The sequence below is a fragment of the Streptomyces sp. SYSU D01066-1 genome (assembly GCF_054956795.1).
Map to the genome: position 1 here is coordinate 19,840 of NZ_JBUDHV010000039.1, position 22,873 is coordinate 42,712.

The 22,873-nt window shown below is 73.0% G+C and carries 21 protein-coding genes and 1 pseudogene; 12 read left to right on the plus strand and 10 right to left on the minus strand.

The window, feature by feature from the left end; genetic code table 11:
* Window positions 1-203: 203 nt before the first annotated feature.
* Window positions 204-428: a hypothetical protein gene (locus ACY1JF_RS26835; protein ID WP_462707837.1), complete on the plus strand. Its 225-nt coding sequence runs from the start codon at window positions 204-206 to the stop codon at window positions 426-428.
* A gap of 33 nt (window positions 429-461) precedes the next feature.
* Here the strand turns inward: ACY1JF_RS26835 and dapA are convergent, their stop codons facing one another.
* Window positions 462-1,364 carry a 4-hydroxy-tetrahydrodipicolinate synthase gene (dapA, locus tag ACY1JF_RS26840; RefSeq protein WP_462707838.1) on the minus strand — a complete coding sequence of 301 codons (903 nt, stop codon included), beginning with the start codon at window positions 1,362-1,364 and terminating at the stop codon, window positions 462-464.
* A 165-nt stretch (window positions 1,365-1,529) separates the two neighbouring features.
* The gene (locus ACY1JF_RS26845) at window positions 1,530-2,477 is read right to left on the minus strand and encodes a LysR family transcriptional regulator (RefSeq protein WP_462707839.1); all 948 of its coding nucleotides are present in this window, start codon (window positions 2,475-2,477) and stop codon (window positions 1,530-1,532) included.
* Between the two features lie 103 nt (window positions 2,478-2,580).
* Between ACY1JF_RS26845 and ACY1JF_RS26850 the strand changes: the two genes are divergently transcribed.
* From ACY1JF_RS26850 to ACY1JF_RS26865, 4 genes are all read left to right on the plus strand, one after another.
* Window positions 2,581-3,474, plus strand: a complete 894-nt coding sequence (locus ACY1JF_RS26850) for an NAD(P)H-binding protein (protein ID WP_462707840.1) — start codon at window positions 2,581-2,583, stop codon at window positions 3,472-3,474.
* Window positions 3,475-3,595: 121 nt separating this feature from the next.
* Window positions 3,596-3,961, plus strand: a complete 366-nt coding sequence (locus ACY1JF_RS26855) for a darcynin family protein (protein WP_462707841.1) — start codon at window positions 3,596-3,598, stop codon at window positions 3,959-3,961.
* Between the two features lie 173 nt (window positions 3,962-4,134).
* On the plus strand, window positions 4,135-4,509 hold the full coding sequence (locus ACY1JF_RS26860) for a DUF3618 domain-containing protein (RefSeq protein WP_462707842.1): 375 nt from the start codon (window positions 4,135-4,137) through the stop codon (window positions 4,507-4,509).
* 92 nt (window positions 4,510-4,601) lie between these two features.
* Window positions 4,602-5,306, plus strand: a complete 705-nt coding sequence (locus ACY1JF_RS26865; RefSeq protein WP_462707843.1) for an antibiotic biosynthesis monooxygenase — start codon at window positions 4,602-4,604, stop codon at window positions 5,304-5,306.
* 3 nt (window positions 5,307-5,309) lie between these two features.
* On the opposite strand, the gene ACY1JF_RS26870 is transcribed toward ACY1JF_RS26865, so the two are convergent.
* Window positions 5,310-7,127, minus strand: coding sequence for an endonuclease/exonuclease/phosphatase family protein (locus ACY1JF_RS26870; protein ID WP_462707844.1), 1,818 nt, complete (start codon window positions 7,125-7,127; stop codon window positions 5,310-5,312).
* 274 nt (window positions 7,128-7,401) lie between these two features.
* Here ACY1JF_RS26870 and ACY1JF_RS26875 point away from each other — a divergent pair, with 274 nt between their 5' ends.
* Together ACY1JF_RS26875 and ACY1JF_RS26880 are read left to right on the plus strand one after the other, a co-directional pair.
* Window positions 7,402-8,844 carry a hypothetical protein gene (locus ACY1JF_RS26875; protein ID WP_462707845.1) on the plus strand — a complete coding sequence of 481 codons (1,443 nt, stop codon included), beginning with the start codon at window positions 7,402-7,404 and terminating at the stop codon, window positions 8,842-8,844.
* A gap of 54 nt (window positions 8,845-8,898) precedes the next feature.
* Window positions 8,899-9,290: pseudogene (locus tag ACY1JF_RS26880) on the plus strand (alkaline phosphatase PhoX); the annotation flags it as partial.
* 58 nt (window positions 9,291-9,348) lie between these two features.
* On the opposite strand, the gene ACY1JF_RS26885 reads toward ACY1JF_RS26880, so the two are convergent.
* The 7 genes from ACY1JF_RS26885 to ACY1JF_RS26915 all read right to left on the minus strand — a co-directional run bounded on the left by ACY1JF_RS26885 (window position 9,349) and on the right by ACY1JF_RS26915 (window position 16,827).
* On the minus strand, window positions 9,349-10,554 hold the full coding sequence (locus ACY1JF_RS26885) for a TerD family protein (protein ID WP_462707875.1): 1,206 nt from the start codon (window positions 10,552-10,554) through the stop codon (window positions 9,349-9,351).
* Between the two features lie 206 nt (window positions 10,555-10,760).
* Window positions 10,761-11,750: a zinc-dependent alcohol dehydrogenase family protein gene (locus tag ACY1JF_RS26890; protein ID WP_462707846.1), complete on the minus strand. Its 990-nt coding sequence runs from the start codon at window positions 11,748-11,750 to the stop codon at window positions 10,761-10,763.
* Window positions 11,747-12,601 (minus strand): carbohydrate ABC transporter permease, encoded by an 855-nt coding sequence (locus tag ACY1JF_RS26895; RefSeq protein WP_462707847.1) that lies wholly within the window; start codon window positions 12,599-12,601, stop codon window positions 11,747-11,749. Before ACY1JF_RS26895 ends, ACY1JF_RS26890 begins: the two co-directional genes overlap by 4 nt.
* Entirely contained in the window at window positions 12,598-13,539 is a 942-nt protein-coding gene (locus ACY1JF_RS26900; protein WP_462707848.1) for a carbohydrate ABC transporter permease, read from the minus strand. Before ACY1JF_RS26900 ends, ACY1JF_RS26895 begins: the two co-directional genes overlap by 4 nt.
* On the minus strand, window positions 13,536-14,906 hold the full coding sequence (locus ACY1JF_RS26905; protein WP_462707849.1) for an ABC transporter substrate-binding protein: 1,371 nt from the start codon (window positions 14,904-14,906) through the stop codon (window positions 13,536-13,538). Before ACY1JF_RS26905 ends, ACY1JF_RS26900 begins: the two co-directional genes overlap by 4 nt.
* A gap of 78 nt (window positions 14,907-14,984) precedes the next feature.
* Window positions 14,985-15,755 carry a DeoR/GlpR family DNA-binding transcription regulator gene (locus ACY1JF_RS26910; RefSeq protein WP_462707850.1) on the minus strand — a complete coding sequence of 257 codons (771 nt, stop codon included), beginning with the start codon at window positions 15,753-15,755 and terminating at the stop codon, window positions 14,985-14,987.
* 262 nt (window positions 15,756-16,017) lie between these two features.
* Window positions 16,018-16,827: an NAD-dependent epimerase/dehydratase family protein gene (locus ACY1JF_RS26915; RefSeq protein WP_462707851.1), complete on the minus strand. Its 810-nt coding sequence runs from the start codon at window positions 16,825-16,827 to the stop codon at window positions 16,018-16,020.
* Window positions 16,828-17,215: 388 nt separating this feature from the next.
* On the opposite strand from ACY1JF_RS26915, the gene ACY1JF_RS26920 reads away from it, so the two are divergent.
* From ACY1JF_RS26920 to araD, 5 genes are all read left to right on the plus strand, one after another.
* Complete coding sequence (locus tag ACY1JF_RS26920) at window positions 17,216-18,157, plus strand: 5-dehydro-4-deoxyglucarate dehydratase (protein WP_462707852.1); 942 nt, start codon at window positions 17,216-17,218, stop codon at window positions 18,155-18,157.
* A complete protein-coding gene (locus ACY1JF_RS26925) occupies window positions 18,154-19,335 on the plus strand; it encodes a hypothetical protein (RefSeq protein WP_462707853.1) in 1,182 nt (393 codons plus the stop codon). The genes ACY1JF_RS26920 and ACY1JF_RS26925 overlap by 4 nt, the downstream gene beginning before the upstream one ends.
* Before the next feature lie 159 nt (window positions 19,336-19,494).
* On the plus strand, window positions 19,495-20,172 hold the full coding sequence (locus ACY1JF_RS26930; RefSeq protein ID WP_462707854.1) for a GntR family transcriptional regulator: 678 nt from the start codon (window positions 19,495-19,497) through the stop codon (window positions 20,170-20,172).
* Complete coding sequence (locus ACY1JF_RS26935) at window positions 20,169-21,077, plus strand: dihydrodipicolinate synthase family protein (RefSeq protein WP_462707855.1); 909 nt, start codon at window positions 20,169-20,171, stop codon at window positions 21,075-21,077. Before ACY1JF_RS26930 ends, ACY1JF_RS26935 begins: the two co-directional genes overlap by 4 nt.
* Window positions 21,074-22,804 (plus strand): L-arabinonate dehydratase, encoded by a 1,731-nt coding sequence (gene araD, locus ACY1JF_RS26940; protein ID WP_462707876.1) that lies wholly within the window; start codon window positions 21,074-21,076, stop codon window positions 22,802-22,804. The genes ACY1JF_RS26935 and araD overlap by 4 nt, the downstream gene beginning before the upstream one ends.
* Window positions 22,805-22,873 lie beyond the last annotated feature (69 nt).

Consider the following 22,873-nt stretch of genomic DNA (forward strand, 5'->3'; position numbering starts at 1 on the left):
GACACGCCGCAGCTCTCCGCGGCCTCCCGGCGCATGCGCTCGTCCGGTCCCTGACACCCCTGGTGGAGAGGGCGGTTCGGGAAACGACCCGACGAGTCGAGGAAGCCGTCGCAGCGTGGGCGTGACCTCACCACGGGTTCGGCAGATGAACAGGCGGACGCTTCTGTCCGATCAGACGGCGAACCGACGAAACGAGGTCTGGTATGAGGAACGAGCGGGCGAAGAGTGTGGCGCGTTGGGTGACCGGGGCGGGGGCCGCCGCAGTGGTCTGCTGGCTTCCGGCGGGGGCCGCGCACGCCGACGAGACCAACACCGAATCGCACAACGGGCCCCGGATCGGTCTGGTGAACGTCGGGCAGGTCGACGACCCGATGGAGGACGTGCTGGAGCACACGCTGCTGTTCGGGGACGGTTACCGCTGGCAGTGACGTACGTGTGTCAGCGGTGGGAGCCCGTGTTCGTCACCCGGTGACGTCCGTGGTCAGGCGCTCGTACGCCGCTCGCAGCCCGTCGGCCGCCTCCCGGCCGGCGGGGCGCAGCGGCGCGCGGACCGGGTCCGCGGGGAGGCCGAGGTGGCGCAGGAGGGCCTTGGCGGTGACCGTTCCGGGCAGGCCCGCGGCCGTCGTCGCCTCGATCAGCTCGCTCGCCCGCAGCTGGAGCCGGGCCGCCTCGGCCGTGCGGCCCGCGTCGTGGGCGTCCAGGATGGCGCGCATGCGGTCCGGGATCACGTTCGCGACCGTACTGACGTAGCCGGTGCCACCTGTGGCGTACAGGGGCAGGGCGTATTCGTCGCAGCCCGTGCAGTACGCCAATTCCGTCCGCGCGAGGAGTCGTTGGGTGCCGAGGAGGTCGTACGCGCAGTCCTTCACGGCGACGATCCGCGGGTGGCCGGCGAGGCGGAGCAACGTGTCGGGTGCGATGCGGGTGCCGGTGCGGGCCGGGATGTCGTAGAGCATGACCGGGAGGTCCGACGCGTCGGCGACCTCGCGGAAGTGTGCCTCCAGCGCGTCCTGGGGAGGCCTGCTGTAGTACGGCGTGACCACCAGCAGGCCGTCCGCGCCGGCGCGCTGGGCCGCGCGGGCCAGGGCCGCGCTACGGCGGGTGTCGGCGCTGCCCGCCCCGGCCACGATCGTCCCCCGGTCGCCCACCGCCTCCCGCACCGCCGAGATCAGCTCGGTCTTCTCGGTGTCCGTGGTGGTCGGGGACTCGCCCGTCGTCCCCGACAGGACCAGGCCGTCGCAGCCCCGGGTGACCAGGTGGTCGGCGAGGCGGCGGGCGCCGTCGAGGTCGAGGGCGCCGGAGTCGGTGAAGGGCGTGACCATGGCGCACAGGGCGCGGCCGGAGGGAGGGGTGGTGGTCGTCATGGAGGGAGTGTCGACCGGTGGAGTGTGCAGCTCCACTTAATATCCCTACCGCTTTCCGGTAAGCATCGCTGAAACGGGCGGGTGCCGGGTCCGGTGGGCGGCCGGCCGGGGCAGGTCCGCCCCCCACCGGCCGCTATCGGTCGATGCCGCGCCCCGGGAACGGCGTCAACCGGTGCCGGACGCGCGGAGTGTGCGGCGAACGGCGCCGCGGAGCCATCGGTGGGCTCCGTCGGCCGCGTGACGGGGATGCCAGGCCATGCCGATGGTCAGGGGCGGCAGCGGCAGGGGGATGTCGAGCAGGACCAGGCCGAGGGCGGTGGCGGTCCGGGTGAGAGGTGACACAGGCTCGCCGGGAAGGGCGTCGGGGACGAGACAGACGACGTCGTCGCGGGCCGCGAGGCTCATCGCCGCCAGGTGGCTGGGGAGGACCACGGCGACGCGCCGGTGGAGGCCCTGCTCGGCCAGGGCGGTGTCGAGGGGGCCGGTGAACCGGCCTTTGCGGCTGACCACGACATGCGCGGCGGCGGCGAGCCGTGCCGGGGTCAGGGGCTTCGCGGCGAGGGGGTGGTCCGGGCGGACGGCCGCCACCATCCGGAGCGTGGCGAGTTCTTCGACCCGGGTCTCCGGGTCCACGTGGTCGATGGACCCGACCTCCAGGTCGATCCGGCCGTCGCGCAGGGCCGGTCCGGCCTCCAGTTCCTCGGCCCGGAGCCGGAACGAGACGCCCGGTGCCTCCTGCCGGGCCAGACGCAGCAGTCCGGGCGTCAGCGCCGCACCGACCAGGTCGGCGGTCTGGAGGGTGAAGGTGCTGCTCAGGGTGGCGGGGTCGGTGCCCTCGCCGGGGCTGAGCAGCGCTCCCAGGCGCCGTACCACCGCGGCGGCCTCGTCGCGCAGAGCCAGGGCGCGGGGGGTGGGGACCATGGTCTGTCCCGCCCGGACGAGAAGCGGGTCCTGGAGGGTACGGCGCAGGCGGCCGAGGGTGCGGCTCATGGCGGCGGGGGAGGTGCGCAGGCGGGCGGCGGCGCGAGTGACGCTCTGCTCGGTCAGCAGGGCGTCCAGCGCCAAGGCGAGATTGGCGTCGAGGTTCGAATGGGGGGCGCTCACCAGCATCATTCCATTTCAGGCAACACCTTCTTGCTGAAGTTCCCATTGTGGCATCACCGCCGCCTTCCCCAGGATGGAGCCGTACCGACCGACACGGACCCTTGAGGTTTTCATGATCGTCATTACCGCCCCCACCGGGAACATCGGCCGCCACCTGCTCAGCCGGCTCCTGGAATCCGCCCCCGCCGCCGGTGAGGAACTGCGCGTGATCGTGCGGGACCCCGCCCGGCTGCCGGACGCGGCACGCGGACGCGTCGAGGTGGTCGTCGGCTCGCACGGCGACGCCGAGGTCGTCGACAGGGCCTTCCAGGGCGCGGACGCCGTCTTCTGGCTGGTCCCCCCGGACACCTCCCTGACCCCCGAGGACGCCTACACCGGCTTCACCCGCCCCGCCGCGAAGGCGCTCACCGCCCACGGGGTCGGCCACGTCGTCGGTGTCTCCGCCCTCGGCCGCGGCACCCCGCTGGCCGGCCGCGCCGGACTCGTCACCGCCTCCTTGGCCGTGGACGACCTGCTGGCCGGCACCGGCGTCGCCTACCGGGCCCTGGCCAACCCGTCCTTCTTCGAGAACCTCCTGGAGGAGGCCGACTCGATCCGCGAGAAGGGCGTCTTCACCGACACCGTCGACGCCGACCGCAAGGCGCCCCTCGTCGCTGTCGCCGACATCGCGGCCGTCGCCGCCGGCCTGCTGCTGGACCGCTCGTGGACGGGCACCGGCAGTGTCCCGGTCCTCGGGCCGCAGGACCTGTCCCCCCGTGACCTGGCCCGCGTCATGACGGAGCGGCTCGGCCGCCCCGTCCGCTACGAACGCCAGTCGCTCGACGAGCTGTACACCACCCTCGTCGGCTACGGCCTCGACGAGGAGTTCGCACAGGGCGTGGTCGACATGAAGCGGGCCAAGGACGAGGGACTCGACGCCGGTGTCCCCCGCACCCCGGACACCGCCGGCTCCACCACCTTCGAGCACTGGTGCGCCCAGACCCTCAAGCCCGCCGTCCTCTCCTGAAACCACCGGCCCTTTCACCATCGAGCCACCGGCCCCTTCGTCACCGCCCGTGACGCCGCGGGGCCCGGGACGCCACGGGTCCCGTGGCGTCCGACCACCCGACACCTGGGAGACACCCACCATGCCTGTTGAGAAAAGCGACCCGCCGGTCACCGCGTTCATACTCGTCAAGACCACGCCCGAGTGGCTCGCGCTGACCGTCCCCGAGCGGATGGACGTCTTCACCACCCAGATCGTCCCCACGATCGAGGCCAGGACCACCGGTGTGCGGTCACGCTTCTACGACACCGAGTTCTACTCCGCGCGCGTCACCGACGTCTGGGTCTGGGAAGCCGACGACCACCACGCCTACCAGCTCCTCATCGACGCACTGCGTGAGACCCCGTTCTGGGACCGCTACTTCGAGGTCGTGGACCTCCTCGTCGGCACCGAGAACGGCTACGCCCGCACCTACCACGTCGACCCCGCTGCCACCATCAGCACCTGACGCACCGCTTCAGGTCACCGGAACCCGTCGGGCCGGGCTCCGTCGCGGGCCCGGTCCGACGGGTTCCGGTGCCGGCCGGACCGGCGGACTGCCGGGAGGGGCACGGGTAGCGGGCGGCGCGAGCGGGTACCCGGAGCCGTCAGGAACGGAGCGGAGCGAGGGAGGGCGCGCTGATGACGAACGTGAGGAACGGCAGCGGTACGGCGGCGGCCGGGGCCAAGGGCCCCGACGAGCTGCGGCGTCAGATCGAGGAGGTCCGCGGGCGGCTCGGCGCCACCGTCGGGGAGCTGGCGGGCCGGGCGGACGTGAAGGGGCGGGCGCAGACACGCGCCGCCGACCTGCGGGACAAGGCCGGTGCGATGACCGTCCAACTGCGCAGCAGCGTCGCGCAGGCCGGGCACACGGTGCGGGACCGGGCCGGCCGTGGTGTGCCGGAACCGGTGCGGACGGGGCTGCGGCAGCCGCGGCCGGTGCTGATCGCCGGCGCCGTGGCGGGCGCGGTCGTCGCGGCCGGGGTGCTGCGGCGGCGGGGCGGTGGACACCGCTGACGCGGCCCGGTGGTCCTGCTTGACCTCAAGTCCGGTTCAGGTCGCAGAGTGGGTGATCGCACGCGACGATCACCCACGCGACGGAGGCCCGCATGACCCGCCGTACCGACAGCCACCCCGATCTCACCCGTCCGGATGCCGGGGCCCCCTTCTTCAGCACCTGGCGGGTGGGCACGCCCGAGCGGCAGAGGCAGGCGGTGGAGGCGATCGCCCGGACCTGGGAGCGGCGGCCGTGGCCCGCCGACGGCCTGCGGAGCTACCACGTCTACACCGGACACGACGGTGAGACCCTGCTGCACCACTCGCAGTGGGCGAGCGAGCAGGCGTACGAGGCGTTCGTCAAGACGCACCGGCAGGAGCGGGTCGACGAGATCGACACCGCCGTGCCGGGGATCGAGCGGCTGGGGCTCGGGCGGTACCGCCACTACCGCAGCGGCACCCGCGCGGAGGTTCCGGGGCCCGTCCCGGGCTGCGTCGTGATCGTCGAGGTGGAGTTCGAGGGGCCCGACCCGCAGCGGCAGCGCGCGTGGGTCGACGCCGTCTTCGAGGCGCTGGCGAGCGAGCCGGAGCCCCGCCCCGGGGGCATCTCCGCCCACTTCCACCTCAGCACCGACGGCACCCGGGTCCTCAACTACGCCGAGTGGGCCAGTGCTGAGGCCCACGCCGATGCCCTCGCCGCACCGGGCGACGGCATCGGCTCGGCGACACCCCTGTGGGAGCGGGTGCGGAACTGGCCCGGCCTGAGAAGCAGCACGGTCCGGCGCTACGACCACGCCCTCGGCCTCGTGCCCGGCTGACGGCTACGGACGAAACCGCAGCACCTGCGGGTCGTGGTCGCTGATCTGGTCGTGGAACTCGGCGTTGACGTGCACGCTGTCGTAACGGAAGTGCCCCCCGCGCCGGATCGACGGGCTGATCAGGATCTGGTCCAGGACCTGGCTGTTGCCCTGGTAGACGTACGAGTAACGCTCGTCGCGCGGCAGCGACTTGACCGCCGACCACAGGGCTCCGCCGTCCTCCAGCAGCCGGGTGGTGGTGGAGAATTCGAAGTCGTTGATGTCGCCGAGGGCGACGATGTCGGCGTTCTTCTGGGTGGCGAGGATGTCCTTGACGAAGGCGTTGACGGCCGTGGCCTGGAGGTGGCGCTGCGTCTCGGAGGCGCGCGCCGGGGGCTGGTACTGGCTCGTCAGCCCCTGGTCGCCGCCCTTGGAGGCGAAGTGGTTGGCGATGACGAAGACCGTCTTGCCGCGGAAGACGAACTCGCCCGCCAGCGGCTTGCGGCTGTTCTCCCAGGCGGCGTCCGCCGGGTCGACGCGGCCGGGGGAGAGGGTGAGCGCCGCCTTGCCGCGGACCTTCGTCACCTCCGTGGCCGTCGTCGCGTCGCCGCCCGCGCGGTCGGTGAAGGAGACCCGCTCGGGGTTGAACAGGAACGCCTGGCGGATGTTGCCGCCGGGTTCGCCGCCGTCCTCGCCGTCGGCCGGGTCGACCGAGCGCCAGTCGTAGCGCGGGCCGCCCGCCGCCACGATCGCGTCGATCAGCTTCGCCATCGTCTCGTCGGCGGCCACCGTGCCGTCGTCCACGGCGCCGTTGTTGTCCTGGATCTCCTCCAGGGACACGATGTCGGGGGAGGCGAGGTTGTGCGTGATCGCCTCCGCGTGCGCGGCGAAGGTGTCGTCGGCCGGGTCGAGGTTCTCGACGTTGTACGTCGCCACCGCCAGCTCGCCGCGCTGCTGGGCGCGGGTGGTCTCGCGCTCCGTGCCGCCGTCGCGCAGGGTCCCGAGCTGGTTGGCCACCAGGGTGTAGCCGCCGTACTGGTTGTAGTCCAGCGGGCCCGCGGTGGTGCCGGCGAGGGTGTCGCCCACGGTGGCGTCGGGGAAGTCGGCGACCGCGCCCAGGGACTGGATCTGGAGCCGGCCGGTGTTCTGGGAGCCGTAGGAGCCGTAGACCGTGCCGCCGCCCGCGCTCGGGTTCTCCTTGGGCTTCACCGTCACCCACAGCTCGGTGTACGGGTCGGTGGCGCCCACCACGCGGGTGTCGGAGACCTGGACGTTCATGCCCTCCAGGGACTCGTAGTGGTCCAGGGCGTAGCGGGAGGGGCGCAGCGGCAGGGCGTTGACCGAGCCGCCGCCGGCCTCGGGGGTGTACGTGTCGGGCACCGACCGGGTGGTGATCCGGGTCGCGGCCGGGACCGGGTTGCCGGAGGAGACGACGGTGACCGTCGGGCGGGTGATCTCGGTCAGCGACTGGTTGCCGGAGGAGGTGCCGCCGGGGACGTACTCCGAGACCGTGCCGGAGACGGTGACCGCGTCGCCGACGGAGACCTTCGGGGTGGAGCTGGTGAAGACGAAGACGCCCTCGCTGGTGGCCGGGTCGGCGTCCGGGGACGGGTCCTGGATCCAGAAGCCCCGGGAGGAGCCGTAGCCGCGCACGCCGGTGACGATCCCGGCCACATCGGTGACCTGCTGACCGGCGTACGGGGAGATCCGGGTGGTGCCCTGGACGTCGTGGACGCGCACCGAGGCCGCGTGCGCGGACGGGACGAGGACGACGGTGGACGCCGCTGAGCAGACGGCGGCGACGGTGAGCGCGGCGAGGCGCGCGGACGACTTGCTCGGCATGGGGTCCCTCCGGGGACGTGACGTCGAGTGCGGGGAGGCACGGGAAGCGTGAGGGGGGGCGCGCACGCCTGTGTGAACACTTGTGCCCCCCGGTTTCTACGCGCGTCAATCTCCTGCGCGGCCAGGGCCGTTGTCAAGGTTTCGGCCATGTACGGCGGCCGACGGGGAGATGAACCGGGCGGCATGGGTGGAAACCCGTCTAGGCTGAGCGGCTGAGCCGTACGGCGTCCAGGTGGCCGTACGGCCGTCGAGGCGCGCGAGGAGAAAACAGCCCATGTCAGACAGCTCCACCCTGCCGCCCGCGCGGCTCCACCCCGAAGCGGAGCTGGCCCGCGACGCGCTCTCCACCCCGCTGCTCTCCCGGGCCGTCCGGCTCGCCCGCTGGGCCGGGCCGGACACCCGGGTGGAGGCCGGGGGAGAGCTGGTCGAGGAGCAGCTCGGCGCGGCGGCCGAGGCGCTCGGCCTCAGCGGCGGCGACGCCGCGGCGGACGCGGGCGAGGCGTGGCGGATCGCCGTGGAGGCCGGGCTGGTCGAGGTCGTCGACGAGGAGGAGGGCACCGTCACGGCGGGCGAAGAGCTGGCGCTGCTCACCGGCGGCTCCCCGCAGGACGTGCTCGGCGTGTGGCTCGCCGCCCTGGAGACCGTCCTCGCCGACGCGAGCGCGCCCGACCTCGGCGCCCTGGTCGACGCGATGGCCGAGGGCGAGGGCGAGCTGGACCTCTCCTCCCTGGACTGGGACCCCGAGGCCGAGGCGGAGTTCCTCGACGGGGTGCTCGGCAACCTCTACCTGCTCACCGTCGGCGAGGACGTGCCCGGCGACACCCCGGCCCACGCCCCGGTGCCGCTTCCGGCGCTGGCCGCCTCCGTCCTCCTGCCCAGCGGCGTGGGCGAGCCCAGCGACGACGTGCTGCAGCAGGTGTCCGACGCGATGATGCGGCTGGACGACCAGTTCCGGCTGCTGGAGCCGATCGGGCTGGTCACCTACCAGCCGGTCGACGAGGCGCTGATGGCCGAGGGCGACGAGGAGCCGGCCGCGTCCGTCGACGACACCGACGTCTCCCGCTACGGCATGGTGGGGCTGACCCCCCTCGGCCTGTACGGGCTGCGCGCCCGGCTGCTGGAGGCCGGGTTCACCGCGCCCGTCGTCGGCGAACTCGCCGACAAGGGCGCCGACACCCTGCTCGACGGCACGGCCGGCTTCCCGCCGGCCGCCGCGCACGCCGAGACCGAGGGGTGGCTGGCCCGCCGCGAGCCCCTGGCCGCCGCCCGGGAGCTGCTGGCGGCGGCGCGCGGCGCGGACGCCGGGGCGCCGCTGCGCCGGCTGCGCTGCCAGCAGGCGCTGGCCCTGGTCGGCGCCGACGCCGAGCCCGCGCTGCGCGAGGTCCTCGGCGACCCGGAGCTGGGCGGGCTGGCCCGGGTGTGGCTGGCCGAGCAGGGGGCCCGCGACGTTCCGCCGCCGCCGGAGTCCATGGTCTTCTGGCTGACCGTCGACACGGTGGCCGCGCAGCTCGCCGCCGAGGGCAACTCCGAGGAACTGCAGGCCCTGGTGGAGGGACTGGCCGCGCAGCACAGCGGTTTCTTCGACACCGCCTGGCGGGTCGAGCACCCCGCCACCGCCGACGTCCTGGAGGCGATGGGGCGGCTGCACCCCGACAAGAAGATCGCCAAGGAGGCCCGCAAGGCGGCGTTCAAGGCGCGGTCGCAGCACGGGGGATGACGGGGTCTTCCGCGCGTCGCCGGGAGGGGACGACGGGACTTCCCGCGTGCTGCCGAGAGCCCCGGCGAGCCGCACGACGGCCAGGTGTGGTTCCCCGGCCCCGGACGCCGCACCCTCACCCTGAAGGTGCTGCTCGGCGTCGACCCCGGCCCGGAGGCGGAGGGCGCCCTCGACGGCCCGGACGACACCACCGTCTCCCCGTGCGGTGGTCCGGTCGTCGCCGAGGACGGTGACGGCGTGCAGCACCTGTCCGGCGCCACCGACGGCGGACGGACGTACCCCATCGCCCACGACGAGCTGGACGTCGGGACCGCGCGGGAGCCCGAGTGCGGCGAGTTCACCGGCGTCGCCTGCTCGCCCGACGGACGCCCCCCTGCGCCGACGTCCGGACGCCCGGCGTCATGCCGGCGATCACCGGGCCCTGGAAGCGGCACGAGCGCCGCTGAGGCCCGACGGCGGTGGTGTCCCGCGCCCCCCGCGGTCCCGGGCGCGGGACACCGGCGTTCACAGCGCCTTGGCGGCGGGCTTCACCATCCCGCGCACCGTGCGGGACTTGACGAACTCGCCCATCGCCGTCATGTCCCACTCCCCGGAGAACTGCCGGATCAGCTTGGCCATCATCACGCCGGTCTGCGGCTCGGCGGTGGTGAGGTCGAAGCGGACCAGTTCCTCGCCGGTCGCGGCGTCCAGCAGGCGGCAGTACGCCTTGGCGACCTCGGTGAACTTCTGCCCGGAGAAGGAGTTGACCGTGAAGACCAGGCCGGTGACCTCCTGCGGGAGCCGGCCGAGGTCGACGACGATCACCTCGTCGTCGCCGCCGCCCTCGCCGGTGAGGTTGTCACCGGAGTGCCTGATGGCGCCGCCGACGATGGAGAGCTTGCCGAAGTAGCAGCTGTCGATGTGGTTGCGCTGCGGGCCGTAGGCGATGACCGAGGCGTCCAGGTCGATGTCCTTGCCGCGGTACGCCGGCTCCCAGCCGAGGCCCATCTTGACCTGGGACAGGACCGGGCGGCCACCCTTGACCAGGGAGACGGTCTGGTTCTTCTGGAGGCTGACGCGGCCCTTGTCCAGGTTGACCTTCCCGGCCCCGGGGGCGGGGGCCGCGGGAGCGGCGGGCGGGGCCGGCTGGGCGGCGGGGGCGGTGACCGGCGGGGGCGGCGGCTGTACGGCGGCCGGGGCCGGGGGCGGCGTGACCGGCTGGGCGGCGGGTGCGGCCGGCTCCTCCACCGAGACGCCGAAGTCGGTGGCGATGCCGGCGAGGCCGTTGGCGTAGCCCTGGCCGACCGCGCGGGCCTTCCAGACGCCGCCCCGCAGATAGACCTCGACGATCACCAGGGCCGTCTCGCTGCCGAGCCGCGGGGGGGTGAAGGTGGCCAGGACGGAGCCGTCGTCCGCGCCGCGGATGGTGGCCGTGGGCTCGATGCCCTGGAAGGTCTGGCCCGCGGCGTCCGGGCTGGCGGTGACGACGATCTTCTCGATGCCCGGGGGCACCGCGGTGGTGTCGATGGTGATCGCGTCCGGGGCGGTGCCGCCGCCGGAGCGGTAGGTCACGCCCGGGCCGGTGGGCTGGTTGTAGAAGATGAAGTCGTCGTCGGAGCGCACCTTGCCGTCGGCGGTGAGCAGCAGGCCCGATACGTCGAGGCGCACGGGCGCGGCGACGTCCACCGTCACGCGGGCGGCGGACAGGGGGATGTTCGAGCCGGGGGTCATAGCTGTCATGCCGGATGAACGAGCGAGGGCGTTTTGCCGTTCCCTTACCGTCGGCCGTTCGGCGGGCCGGACGATTCCACCCCCCTGCCACCCCCCGCCGCCCCCCGCAGCCCTTGCCCGTCCCGTCCCCGAGGGCTGCGCCCCGGCCCGGACGGCCTCGCCCCCCAGCGCCGGACGGGCCGATCGGCGCGTCCGGCGCTCCTCCCTCAGGGGACGACCACGATCTTCCTCCCCACCCCCGCCGCGAACTGCTCCAGCGCCTGCGGGTACCGCTCCAGCGGGATGCGGTCGCTGATGAAGACGTCCGGGTCCAGGACGCCGTTGGCGAACAGTTCCGCCGCCCGCTCGTAGCTGTGCAGGACGGCCATCGAGCCGGTGATGGTGATCTCCTGGTTGTAGATGCGGTACGGGTCGATCTGGACGCGCGTCGCGTAGTCCGCCACGCCGAACTGGAGGAACGTACCGGCCTTGGCGACCCGGTCCAGGCCGTCCTGGATCGCCGCCGCGTTGCCGGTCGCGTCGATGACCAGGTCCCAGCCCTGGGGGCGGTCCAGTTCGTCGGGGGTGGCGGCGGCGCCCGAGACGCCCAGGGCCTTGGCGGTCTCCAGGCGGGCCGGGTTGAGGTCGACCATGTCGATGCTGGCCGCGCCCGTCCGCTTGGCCAGCTCCAGCATCATCAGCCCCATCGTCCCCGAGCCGTAGATCAGGACGTGGGCGCCGAGGCGGGACCGGAGGACGTCGTAGCCGCGGACCGCGCAGGACAGGGGCTCGATGAGGGCCGCGTCCTGGGTGCGGACGTGCTCGGGGAGCTTCACGCAGTTCGCCACGGGGGCCACCGCGTACTGGGCCGCGCCGCCCGCCGTCGTCACGCCGATGGCCGCCCAGCGCTCGCAGAGGTTGTTGTGGCCGCTGCGGCAGTAGCGGCACTCGTGGCAGTACAGGGACGGGTCCACCGCGACCCGGTCGCCGACCGAGACCTCGGTGACCCGCGTGCCCACCCCGACCACCTCGCCGGCGAACTCGTGCCCCGGCGTGACCGGCAGCTTCGGCGCGAACTCCCCCTGGAGGATGTGCAGGTCGGTGCCGCACAGCCCGCACGCGGCGACCTGGACGACGACCTCGCGCGGCCCTGGCGTCGGGTCCGGGACCTCGGTGACGACGGCGCGGCCCACGGACTCGATGACGGCGGCCTTCATTTCACGGCTCCAAGCGACAGGCCCTGGACCAGCTTGTCCTGGGCGGCGAACCCCGCGGCGAGCACCGGCAGGGAGATGACGAGCGACGCGGCGCACACCTTGGCCAGGAACAGGCCCTGGCTGGTGATGAAACCGGTCAGGAAGACGGGGGCGGTCTCGGCGACCACACCCGTCAGCACCCGGGCGAAGAGCAGTTCGTTCCAGCTGAAGATGAAGCAGATGAGGGAGGTCGCGGCGATGCCGGGCAGGGCGATCGGGGCGACCACCCGCGCCAGGACGGTGGGCAGTCTCGCGCCGTCCACCCGGGCCGCCTCGATGATCGCGACCGGGACCTCGGCGAGGAAGGACTGCATCATCCACACCGCGATCGGCAGGTTCATCGAGGTGTAGAGGACGACCAGCAGCCAGATGTTGTCCAGCAGGCCGGTGTTCTTGGCGAACAGGTAGATGGGGAGCAGGCCCGCCACCACCGGGAGCATCTTCGTCGACAGGAAGAAGAACAGGACGTCCGTCCACTTCTTCACCGGGCGGATGGACAGCGCGTACGCCGCCGGCAGGGCCAGGACGAGGACGAACAGGGTCGAGGCGACCGACGCGACGGCCGAGTTGGCCAGCGCCGGCCACGGGCTCGCGCCGCCGTCCGCGCCGAAGAACTCGCGGTAGCCGTCCAGCGTCAGGGCGGCGGCGAAGGACGGCGGGTTGGTGGCGGCGTCCTCCTCCGAGTGGAAGGAGGTCAGCGCCATCCAGGCGATGGGGAGGAAGAAGACGACGCCGAGCAGCCAGGCCACCAGGCCCAGACCGGCCCCGCGCCCCCGGCGGCGGACTCCTGTGGTCGTGGTCAGGGCGCTCATGCGCGGCCCACCTCCTCGCGGAACAGGGACGACACCACGCGCAGGGCGAAGGTCGCGATGATGATCGAACCGATGACGACCAGGACGCCGGCGGCCGAGGCGAGGCCGTTCTCGTGGGCCTGGTAGAAGCTCTGGTAGACGGTGTAGGGCAGGTTGGCGGTGCCCAGACCGCCGGAGGTGATCGTGAAGACCGCGTCGAAGTTCTGCACGATGTAGATCGAGCCCAGCAGGGCGCCGAGTTCGAGGTAGCGGCGCAGGTGGGGCAGGGTGAGGTGGACGAAGATCTGCCAGTCGCCCGCGCCGTCCACCCGGGCCGCCTCGATCTGCTGCTGGTCCCGGCTCTGCAGCCCGGCCAGCAGGATCAGCATCATGAACGGCGTCCACTGCCACACCAGGGACAGCTCCACCGCCAGCAGCGGGGTGTGGGAGATCCAGTCGGGCTGGGGGCCGCCGACGTAGTGCAACAGCCCGTTCAGCAGGCCGTACTCGGGGTTGTAGAGGACGTGCTTCCACAGCAGCGCCGCCGCCACCGGGACCACCAGGAACGGGGCGATCAGCAGGGTGCGGACCACGCCGCGGCCCTTGAACCTCCGGTCCAGCAGCAGCGCGAGGACGAGGCCGAGGACCAGGCTGGCCAGCACCACCGCGACCGTCAGCAGGACCGTCGTCCAGACCGACTTGCGCAGGTCGGGGTCGGTGAGGACGTCGCCGTAGTTGGAGAGGCCGGTGAAGTGGCGGGCGTCGGGGTAGAGGGCGTTCCAGTCGAAGAAGGAGATCACCAGCGTCGCCACGAAGGGCAGCTGGGTGACCGCGATCATGAAGATCAGGGCCGGCAGGAGTGGGGCCCGGGTGGCCCAGGCGCGCAGCCGCGCGGAGGGCCGGCCCTGCGGGGTGCGGACGTCGGGTGCGGCCAGGGGGGCCGTTGTCGTGGCGGTCATCGTCCCTCGTACTCCTCGGCGATCTCCTCGGCCAGCTCCTGCGACTTCTTCAGGGCCGCCTCGACGGACTGGCGTCCGGCGATGGCCGCGCTGATCTCCTGGGAGACCTTGGTGCCGAGGTCGGTGAACTCCGGGATGCCGACGAACTGGATGCCGGGCGCCGGGCGCGGCTGCACCCCCGGGTCGTTGGGCCGGGCCGCCTCGATCGCCTCCCGGGTCATCTCCTGGAAGGCGCCGGCCTCCGCGCGGTAGGCCGGGTTCTCGTAGGTGGAGGCGCGCTTGCCGGCCGGGACGTTGGACCAGCCGATCTCGTCACCGACGAGCTGCTCGTACTCCTTGCCGGACGCCCAGGAGACGAACTTCCACGCCTTGTCGGGGTTGCGGGAGGCCTTCTGGATGCCCCAGGCCCAGGTGTAGAGCCAGCCGGAACTCTCCGTCTTCTCGACCGGGGCGGGGGCGTAGCCCAGCTTGCCCTTGACGGGGGAGTCGGCCGCCTCCAGGGAACCGGCGGCGGAGGTGGCGTCGTACCACATGGCGACCTTGCCCTGGGTCATGTTGTTCAGGCACTCGGCGAAGCCGGCCTGCGGGGCGCCGGACTCGCCGTGCTCGCGCACCAGGCCGACGTAGAACTTCACCGCCTTCTCGAACTCGGGGGAGTCGAGGCGGGCCTTCCAGTCCTGGTCGAACCAGGTGCCGCCGAAGGTGTTCACGACCGTGGTGAGCGGGGCCATCACCTCGCCCCAGCCGGGCAGGCCGCGCAGGCAGATGCCCTTCATGCCGGACCGCGCGCCGTCCACCTTCGCGGCGAGGTCGGCGACCTGCCGCCAGGTGGGGTGCGCGGGCATGGTCAGGCCCTCCTTCTCGAAGATGTCCTTGCGGTACATCAGGAAGGAGGACTCGCCGTAGAAGGGCTGGCCGTAGAGCTTGCCGTCCTCGCCGGTGAGGGACTCGCGCATCGGCCCCAGGACGTCCCGCTCGTCGTAGGCGGTGTCCTTCGCGGTGTAGGAGTCCATCTCGTGCAGCCAGTCGTTCTTGGCGTAGATGGGGATCTCGTAGTTGGAGAGGGTGGCGACGTCGTACTGGCCCGCCTGGTTGGCGAAGTCTTGGCTGATCTTGTCGCGGACGTCGTTCTCCGGCAGCACGGTGAAGTTCACCTTGATGCCGGTCTCCTCGGTGAAGTGGTCGGCGGTGAGCTTCTGCAGCTCGACCATCTGGGGGTTGTTGACCATCAGGACGTTGATGGCGTCGCCGCCGGAACCCGCTCCGCCCGCCCCGACCCAGCAGCCGGAGAGCAGCGGGGCGAGCAGCGTCCCTGCGGCGGCCGTGGCGAGCGTGGCTCGCGGCCTTCGTCGGCTCTGGGTTCGCATGGCTCGCTCCTGAACATATGAGGAGGTGAGGGACGGTGAGGGAGGATCCCGTCCCGCGAGGGGAGGAAGGGGACGGGGTCAGACTCGGATGACCTGGGGGCCCAGCAGCGAGTAGCGGTGGGCCTCGGAGGCGGGCAGCTGGGTGCTGGTGACGATCGCCTCCAGGGCGCCGATCTCGGCGAACCGGCAGAAGCTGACCGCCCCGAACTTGGTGTGCACCCCCGCGAACACCGTGCGCCGCGCGGCCCGCACGGCCTGCGCCTTGACGTCGCCGACCGCCGGGTCGGGCGTGGTCAGGCCGTGTTCGCGGGAGATGCCGTTGGCGCCGATGAAGGCCAGGTCGAGGACGAACCCGGCCAGCATCCTGGTGGTCCAGTGGTCGACGGTGGCCAGCGTGCCCGGCCGGACCCGGCCGCCGAGCAGCAGCACGGAGGTGTCGCCGCGCCCGGCGAGCGCGCCGGCCACCGGCAGGGACGCGGTGACCACGGTCAGCGGCCGGTCCGCGGGGAGGGCCTCGGCGATGAGCTGGGGGGTGAAGCCCTCGTCGACGAAGACCGTCTCGGCGTCCCCGAGCAGTTCGGCCGCCGCGGCGGCGACCCGGCGCTTGGCGGGGACGTGGCTGGTGGCGCGCACGGCGAGGGTCGTCTCGAACCCGGCGCTCTCCACGGGATAGGCGCCGCCGTGGGTGCGGCGGACCAGACCGTGGTCCTCCAGGGCGCGCAGGTCCCGGCGCACGGTCTCCTTGGCCACGCCGAGTTGAGCCGCGAGGACGGTGACGTCGACCGAGCCGGCGGCGCGGGCGGCCCGTACGATCTCCCGCTGGCGCTCTTCCGCCGATCTCGTGCCCATGCCGTACCTGCCTCACGCGCGCCGTTGCCCGTTCGGGCCCGGTGGGGCCCCGGTGAAGAGTTCTACAGCGGGTGCGCGGCGCTGACCAGGTCTGTTGCGGAGCCGATGCTGCCCGCTTGGGCCCGTTTCGGCGGGCGGGGCGGGGCCGTGGACCAGGGGTGCGGCGGCGCGGGGCGTCTGATCGGGCAGCACGGATGCCCGAACGGGGAGGAGGACGGGCCCGTTCGGTGCCCGTCCTCCCCGGTGCCGCTGGGTGTTCCGGTCAGTACGGCCAGATCGGCGGGTCCGTGACGAAGTGGCCGCCGAGGCGGGCGTGGGCCGGGTTGTCCGGGTCCAGTTCGCCCTGTTCGGCGATGAGCTTGGCGGCGTACGGCTCGGAGTCGTCCTGCGGCTCGTAGCCGAGGGCGCGCGCGGTGGTGAGGTCCCACCACAGACGGGTGTTGGCGGAGGATCCGTAGACGACCGTGTGGCCGACGCCCTCGGCGGTCAGCGCGGCGTGGAAGAGCCGGGCGCCGTCGGCGGGGCTCATCCACACCGAGAGCATCCGGACGGTGGTCGGCTCGGGGAAGCAGGAGCCGATGCGGACGGAGACGGTCTCGATGCCGTGCTTGTCCCAGTAGAACTGGGCGAGGTCCTCGCCGAAGGACTTGGACAGGCCGTAGAAGGTGTCGGGACGGCGCGGGGCGTCGACGGGGATGAGGGGGTCGTCGCCCTGGGGACGCGGGATCCAGCCGACGACGTGGTTGGAGGAGGCGAGGACGACGCGGCCGACGCCCTCCTCGCGGGCGGCCTCGTAGACGTTGTACGTGCCCTCGATGTTGGCCTTCAGGATCTTGTCGAAGGACGCTTCCAGGGAGATGCCGGCCAGGTGCACGATCGCGTCGACGCCGCGCACCGCCTCGCGCACGGCGTCCTTGTCGGCGAGGTCGGCGACGATGGCGTCCGGCGCTCCCTCGACGGGGCGCAGGTCGAACAGGCGCAGCTCGTAGCCGTAGGCGGGGAGCAACTCCCGCATCAGGGTGCCGAGGCCGCCTGCGGCGCCGGTGAGCAGAACGGTGCGGGGAGCGGGCATTCTCGGGTCTCCTTGGATCGCCGTACACAACGCCATGCGCGATGCCGTGGGTGTCGCCGTACGTGCCGCCGTGCGTGACGCCGTACGTGTCGTCACGTGTGACCGCCGCACGTGCCGCCATGCGTGACGTCGTACGTAGCGCCATGCGTGACGCCGTGCGCGACGTCAGTACAGGGCGCCCTTACCCGGCGCCGCCCACACGAGTACACATGCGCATATCGCATTCACAAGCATGGACACGCTAAGGACACGCGTCGTCACGCGTCAAGGTGGTCGTGTGCTTGACCGGCCTCACGAAGGCGTCTTAGCGTTAAGCGTTCAGAGATATGGACGCAGATCATACACGTGGAAGATCCGTGGAGATCTGCTTCGGGAATCGGGAGTGCCTGTGACGCCAGCTCCGCTCGCCGCTCGACTCACCGCCCCCCGGGGGCCGCTGTTCTTCCCGGTCACGGCGTACGGCCCCGGCGGCGAGGTCGACCTCGACGTCTACCGCGCCCATGTGCGCCAGGGCGTGGAGGCGGGCGCCGCCGCCGTGTTCGCCTGCTGCGGCACCGGGGAGTTCCACGCGCTCACGCCCGAGGAGTTCCAGGACTGCGTCCGGGCGGCCGTCGAGGAGACGGCGGGCCGCGTCCCGGTCCTGGCGGGCGCCGGTTACGGCACCGCCCTCGCCGTCCGCTACGCGCGCCTCGCCGAGGAGGCCGGCGCCGACGGGCTGCTCGCCATGCCGCCGTACCTGGTGCTCGCCGGTCAGGAGGGGCTGCTGCGGCACTACCGGGAGCTGGCCGCCGCGACCTCCCTGCCCGTGATCGTCTACCAGCGCGACAATGTCGTGCTCAGCCCCCGCACGGTGGTCGAACTGGCCCGCACGGAGGGGATCGCCGGCCTCAAGGACGGCCTCGGCGACCTCGACCTGATGCAGCGCACCGTCAGCGCCGTGCGCACCGAGGCGCCCGGTGACTTCCTCTACTTCAACGGGCTGCCGACCGCCGAACAGACCCAGCTCGCCTACCGCGGCCTCGGCGTCACGCTCTACTCCTCCGCCGTGTTCTGCTTCGTCCCCGAGATCGCCCTCGCCTTCCACCGGGCGCTGCGCACCGGCGACGACGCCACCGCGCACCGCCTGCTGGACGGCTTCTACCGGCCCTTCACCGAACTGCGCGCCCAGGGCCGCGGTTACGCCGTCGCCCTGGTGAAGGCCGGGGTACGGTTGCGCGGTCTGGACGTGGGCGAGGTGCGGCCCCCGCTGCACGAGCCCACCCGGGACCACGTCGAGCGGCTCGCCGAGGTGATCGAGCGCGGCCACGCGCTGCTGGAGGAGGCACGGTGAAGGCATCGGCGTTCGTCTACCCCTGGGACGTCAACGGCGACCCGCGCGCGCCGGAGACGGTCGCCGGACTCGGCGTGGAACAGGTGACGCTGGCCGCCGCCTACCACTCCACCCGCGCTCTGACCCCCCGTCACCCGCGCCACCGGATCGTCACCGCCGAGCACGCCGCCGTCCTCTACCCGCCCGACGCCGGCCGCTGGGCCGGACGGGAACTGATCCCGTATTCGGCCGGTGACTGGGCGCCCGGGGACGCCTACGGCGAGGCCGCGGCCAGGCTCGCGGAGGCGGGTCTTGAGGTGCACACCTGGGTCGTGCTGGCCCACAACTCCCGCCTGGGCGCCGAGCGTCCGCACACCTCCGTCGTCAACGCCTACGGCGACCGCTACCCCTGGGCGCCCTGTATCGCGCAGCCCGCCACGCGCGCGTACCTCGTGGACCTGGCCGCCGAGGCGGCGGTGCGGCCGGGGGCGCGCGGCACCGAACTGGAGTCCCTCGGCTGGTACGGCCTGGCCCATCTGCACGCCCACGACAAGACCGCCGGCGTCGGCCTCGGCGACGCCGGGCAGTACCTGATGTCGCTCTGCTTCTGCCCCGACTGCCGGGCGGGCTACGGCGGTCAGGGCCTGGACCCCGACGAGCTGGCCGCCGCCGTACGCGACGCGCTGGAGCCGGTGTGGCGGGGGGAGGCGCCCCCGGACGGGGGCTGGGCGGGCGTGGCGAAGCTGCTCGGCGAGGCGCGGGCGAACGCCACGCGCGCGTGGCGGGACGCCACCGCCCGTTCCCTCCAGGAGGCGGCCGTCGCCGCGGTCCGCGCCGCCGCCCCCGAGGGGTTCCAGGTCCTGCTGCACGCCGACCCGGTCTCCTACCACTGCGGCGCCAACGCCGGCGTCGACCCCGCGCACATCCTGTCCGTCGCGGACGGGGTGGTCGTGCCCTGCACGGGCGGTGCGGGCCTGCTCGCCCCCTTCGCCGAGCAGGCCCACGAGGGCACGGTCCTCGCCGCCAACCTCACCGTCGTCTCCGGCATGGGCGGCAGTCCCGGCACCCTCGCCGCCGACGCGGCCCGCGCCGCCGGCCTGGGGGCCACGGAACTGCGGCTGTACCACGCCGGGCTGGCGTCGGACGGGGACCTGGCGGCGGTGCGGCGGGGGCTGGACGGGCGCCCCCGGCGAGGCTGACCGGGGTCGCCCGGGAGGGCGTCACCACCAGCGTCCGGGGACCGGTCCGCGCTTCTTCTGTCAGAAGCATTGACGAAGCACCGCGCCCCTCCTAGTTTCATCGCGTCGTACTCCGTACGTCATATATGAGACGCGATACGCGAGATCCGAGAGGCGCACATGACCTCTGTGCCCACGCCGATCCCCTCCCGCACGCAGTACGTGTTCCAGGAGATCCAGCGCCGCATCCTCACCGGCCGGCTGACACCCGGCCAGGCCCTGGTCGAGACCGAACTCGCCGCACAGTTCGGGGTCTCCAAGACCCCGGTGCGCGAGGCGCTCAAGACCCTGGCCGGCACCGGACTGGTCATGATGAGCCAGTACAAGGGCGCCACGGTGCGCATGGTGGACGCGGACATGGCGCGCGAGGTCTACGACGTGCGGCTGCTCCTGGAGCCGGAGGCGCTCAGGCGTGCCGTGCGGCGCGGCGCCTCCCTCGACGCCGCCCGGTCCGCGCTGGCCCGCGCCGACCGGGCCACCGACACCGCCGAACGGTCGCTGGCCAACCGGGAGTTCCACCGCGCCCTGTATCTGCCCTGCGGCAACCCGCTGCTCGGCCGGATGCTCGACGAGGTCCGCGACCAGGCGGCCCTGGTCTCCGCCGTCGCCTGGGCCGCCGACCCCTCCTGGGAGCGGGAGGCGGGCGAGCACCAGGAGATCCTGCGGCTCGCCCTGGCCGGTGACGCGGACGGTGCCGCGCGAGCCCTCCACGCGCACATCGCGTCCTTCGTCGAGCGGGCCTTCCCGGCAGCGGACCACGAGGCCGGGAAGGCCCAGGAAGAGGACGGTCAGGCATGACAACGACGTTCCAGACCCAGCGGGCGGCCCTGGCCGACGTGGTGGCGATCCCGGTGACCCCGTTCGCCGCGGACGGCTCCGTCGACCCGGCCACGTACCGGGCCCTGCTGCGCCGCCTGCTGGACGCCGGCATCACCACCCTCACCCCCAACGGCAACACCGGCGAGTTCTACGCCCTCACCCCGGCCGAGCGCCGCCAGGTCACCGAGCTGACCGTCGAGGAGGCCGACGGCCGGGCGGACGTCCTGGCCGGCGTCGGCCACGACGTGCCGACCGCGATCGCCTCCGCCCGGCACGCCCGCGACCTGGGCGTGACCATGGTGATGGTGCACCAGCCCGTCCACCCCTACGTCTCCCAGGCCGGCTGGGTCGACTACCACCGCGCCGTCGCCGAGGCCGTCCCCGAACTGGGCGTCGTCCCCTACATCCGCGCCCCGCAGCTGGCCGGGGCGCGGCTGGCCGAGCTGGCGGACGCCTGCCCCAACGTCATCGGCGTGAAGTACGCGGTGCCGGACGCGGCCAAGTTCGCCGCCTTCGCCCGCGACGCCGGGCTCGACCGGTTCGTGTGGGTGGCGGGGCTGGCCGAACCGTACGCCCCCTCCTACTTCTCGGCCGGTGCCACCGGCTTCACCTCCGGGCTGGTCAACGTCGCCCCGGCCGTCTCCCGGAACATGATCGAGGCGCTGCGGGCGGGCGACTACCCGGCCGCCATGAAGGTCTGGGAGCAGATCCGCCGCTTCGAGGAACTGCGCGCCGCCAACGGCTCCGCCAACAACGTCACCGTCGTCAAGGAGGCCCTCGCCTCGCTCGGCCTGTGCCGCCGTGACGTCCGCCCGCCGAGCCGCCCGCTCCCCGTCAGCGAGCGCGCCGAGGTCGCCGAGATCGCCGCGGGGTGGTCGATGTGACCGGCCGCAAGCGCCCGGAGGAGCTGCGCAGCCACCAGTGGTACGGCACCGAGGGCCTGCGTACCTTCAGCCACCGCGCCCGCACCCGCCAGCTCGGCTACCTGCCCGAGGAACACCTCGGCAAGCCCGTCATCGCCATCCTCAACACCTGGTCCGACATCAACCCCTGCCACGTCCACCTGCGCGACCGCGCCCAGGCCGTGAAGCGGGGCGTGTGGCAGGCGGGCGGCTTCCCCCTGGAGTTCCCGGTCTCCACGCTCAGCGAGACCTTCCAGAAGCCGACCCCGATGCTCTACCGCAACATGCTCGCCATGGAGACGGAGGAGCTGCTGCGGTCCTACCCGGTGGACGGCGCCGTCCTCATGGGCGGCTGCGACAAGTCCACGCCCGCCCTGCTGATGGGCGCGGCCTCCGCCGACCTGCCGGCCGTGTTCGTGCCGGCCGGGCCGATGCTCCCCGGGCACTGGCGGGGCGAGACCCTCGGCAGCGGCACCGACATGTGGAAGTACTGGGACGACAAGCGGGCCGGGCTCATCGGCGACTGCGAGATGCAGGAACTGGAGAGCGGGCTGGCCCGTTCGCCCGGTCACTGCATGACGATGGGCACGGCCTCCACCCTCACCGCCGCCGCCGAGGCCCTCGGCGTCACCGTGCCGGGCGCCTCCAGCATCCCGGCCGTCGACTCCGGGCACGACCGGATGGCCGCCGCGGCCGGACTGCGCGTGGTCGAACTGGTCCACCGGGGCCGCAAGCTGAGCGACATCCTCACCGCGGACGCCTTCGAGGACGCCGTCACCACCGTGCTCGGCCTCGGCGGCTCCACCAACGCCGTGATCCACCTGATCGCGATGGCGGGCCGCGCGGGCGTGCGCCTCACCCTCGACGACTTCGACCGCATCGCCCGCACCGTCCCGGTACTGGCCAACGTCCGCCCCGGCGGACGGACGTACCTGATGGAGGACTTCCACTTCGCCGGCGGCCTGCCCGGCTTCCTCTCCCGCATCCCCGACCTGCTCCACCTGGACCGGCCCACGGTCTGCCACGACACCCTGCGCGAACAGCTCGAAGGCGCCCTCGTCCACGACGACGACGTGATCCGCCCCCGCGACAACCCGGTCGCGGCCGAAGGAGGCGTCGCCGTGCTGCGCGGCAACCTCTGCCCGGACGGCGCCGTCATCAAGCACATCGCCGCCGAACCGCACCTGCTCAAGCACACCGGCCCGGCCGTCGTCTTCGACGACTACCGGACCATGCAGCGCACCATCAACGACCCGTCCCTCGGCATCACCGCCGACAGCGTGCTGGTGCTGCGCAACGCCGGCCCCAAGGGCGGCCCCGGCATGCCCGAGTACGGCATGCTGCCCCTCCCCGACCACCTCCTCAAGCAGGGCGTACGCGACATGGTGCGGATCTCCGACGCCCGGATGAGCGGCACGAGCTACGGCGCCTGCGTGCTGCACGTCGCGCCCGAGTCGTACGTCGGCGGACCGCTCGCCCTGGTCCGCACCGGCGACACCATCACCCTGGACGTCGCCGCCCGCACCCTGCGGCTCAACGTGGACGACGCGGAGCTGGAGCGCCGCCGCGCCGCCTGGACGCCGCCTCCGGCACGGTACGAGCGCGGCTACGGCGCGCTCTACAACGAACAGATCACCCAGGCCGACACCGGCTGCGACTTCGAGTTCCTGGCCCGCCCGGGCACGGTGCAGGACCCGTACGCGGGCTGACGCCCCCGGACGACGGAAGACCCCCGAGACGGAGAACCCCCGACGACAGAAAACCCCCGCACACCCCTG

What these genes read in the sequence shown, in the direction of transcription:
- ACY1JF_RS26835 (WP_462707837.1), top strand. Translation starts at nt 204, where the DNA reads ATGAGGAACGAGCGGGCGAAGAGTGTGGCGCGTTGGGTGACCGGGGCG.
- dapA (WP_462707838.1), bottom strand. Translation starts at nt 1,364, where the DNA reads ATGACGACCACCACCCCTCCCTCCGGCCGCGCCCTGTGCGCCATGGTC.
- ACY1JF_RS26845 (WP_462707839.1), bottom strand. Translation starts at nt 2,477, where the DNA reads ATGATGCTGGTGAGCGCCCCCCATTCGAACCTCGACGCCAATCTCGCC.
- ACY1JF_RS26850 (WP_462707840.1), top strand. Translation starts at nt 2,581, where the DNA reads ATGATCGTCATTACCGCCCCCACCGGGAACATCGGCCGCCACCTGCTC.
- ACY1JF_RS26855 (WP_462707841.1), top strand. Translation starts at nt 3,596, where the DNA reads ATGCCTGTTGAGAAAAGCGACCCGCCGGTCACCGCGTTCATACTCGTC.
- ACY1JF_RS26860 (WP_462707842.1), top strand. Translation starts at nt 4,135, where the DNA reads ATGACGAACGTGAGGAACGGCAGCGGTACGGCGGCGGCCGGGGCCAAG.
- ACY1JF_RS26865 (WP_462707843.1), top strand. Translation starts at nt 4,602, where the DNA reads ATGACCCGCCGTACCGACAGCCACCCCGATCTCACCCGTCCGGATGCC.
- ACY1JF_RS26870 (WP_462707844.1), bottom strand. Translation starts at nt 7,127, where the DNA reads ATGCCGAGCAAGTCGTCCGCGCGCCTCGCCGCGCTCACCGTCGCCGCC.
- ACY1JF_RS26875 (WP_462707845.1), top strand. Translation starts at nt 7,402, where the DNA reads ATGTCAGACAGCTCCACCCTGCCGCCCGCGCGGCTCCACCCCGAAGCG.
- ACY1JF_RS26885 (WP_462707875.1), bottom strand. Translation starts at nt 10,554, where the DNA reads ATGACCCCCGGCTCGAACATCCCCCTGTCCGCCGCCCGCGTGACGGTG.
- ACY1JF_RS26890 (WP_462707846.1), bottom strand. Translation starts at nt 11,750, where the DNA reads ATGAAGGCCGCCGTCATCGAGTCCGTGGGCCGCGCCGTCGTCACCGAG.
- ACY1JF_RS26895 (WP_462707847.1), bottom strand. Translation starts at nt 12,601, where the DNA reads ATGAGCGCCCTGACCACGACCACAGGAGTCCGCCGCCGGGGGCGCGGG.
- ACY1JF_RS26900 (WP_462707848.1), bottom strand. Translation starts at nt 13,539, where the DNA reads ATGACCGCCACGACAACGGCCCCCCTGGCCGCACCCGACGTCCGCACC.
- ACY1JF_RS26905 (WP_462707849.1), bottom strand. Translation starts at nt 14,906, where the DNA reads ATGCGAACCCAGAGCCGACGAAGGCCGCGAGCCACGCTCGCCACGGCC.
- ACY1JF_RS26910 (WP_462707850.1), bottom strand. Translation starts at nt 15,755, where the DNA reads ATGGGCACGAGATCGGCGGAAGAGCGCCAGCGGGAGATCGTACGGGCC.
- ACY1JF_RS26915 (WP_462707851.1), bottom strand. Translation starts at nt 16,827, where the DNA reads ATGCCCGCTCCCCGCACCGTTCTGCTCACCGGCGCCGCAGGCGGCCTC.
- ACY1JF_RS26930 (WP_462707854.1), top strand. Translation starts at nt 19,495, where the DNA reads ATGACCTCTGTGCCCACGCCGATCCCCTCCCGCACGCAGTACGTGTTC.
- ACY1JF_RS26935 (WP_462707855.1), top strand. Translation starts at nt 20,169, where the DNA reads ATGACAACGACGTTCCAGACCCAGCGGGCGGCCCTGGCCGACGTGGTG.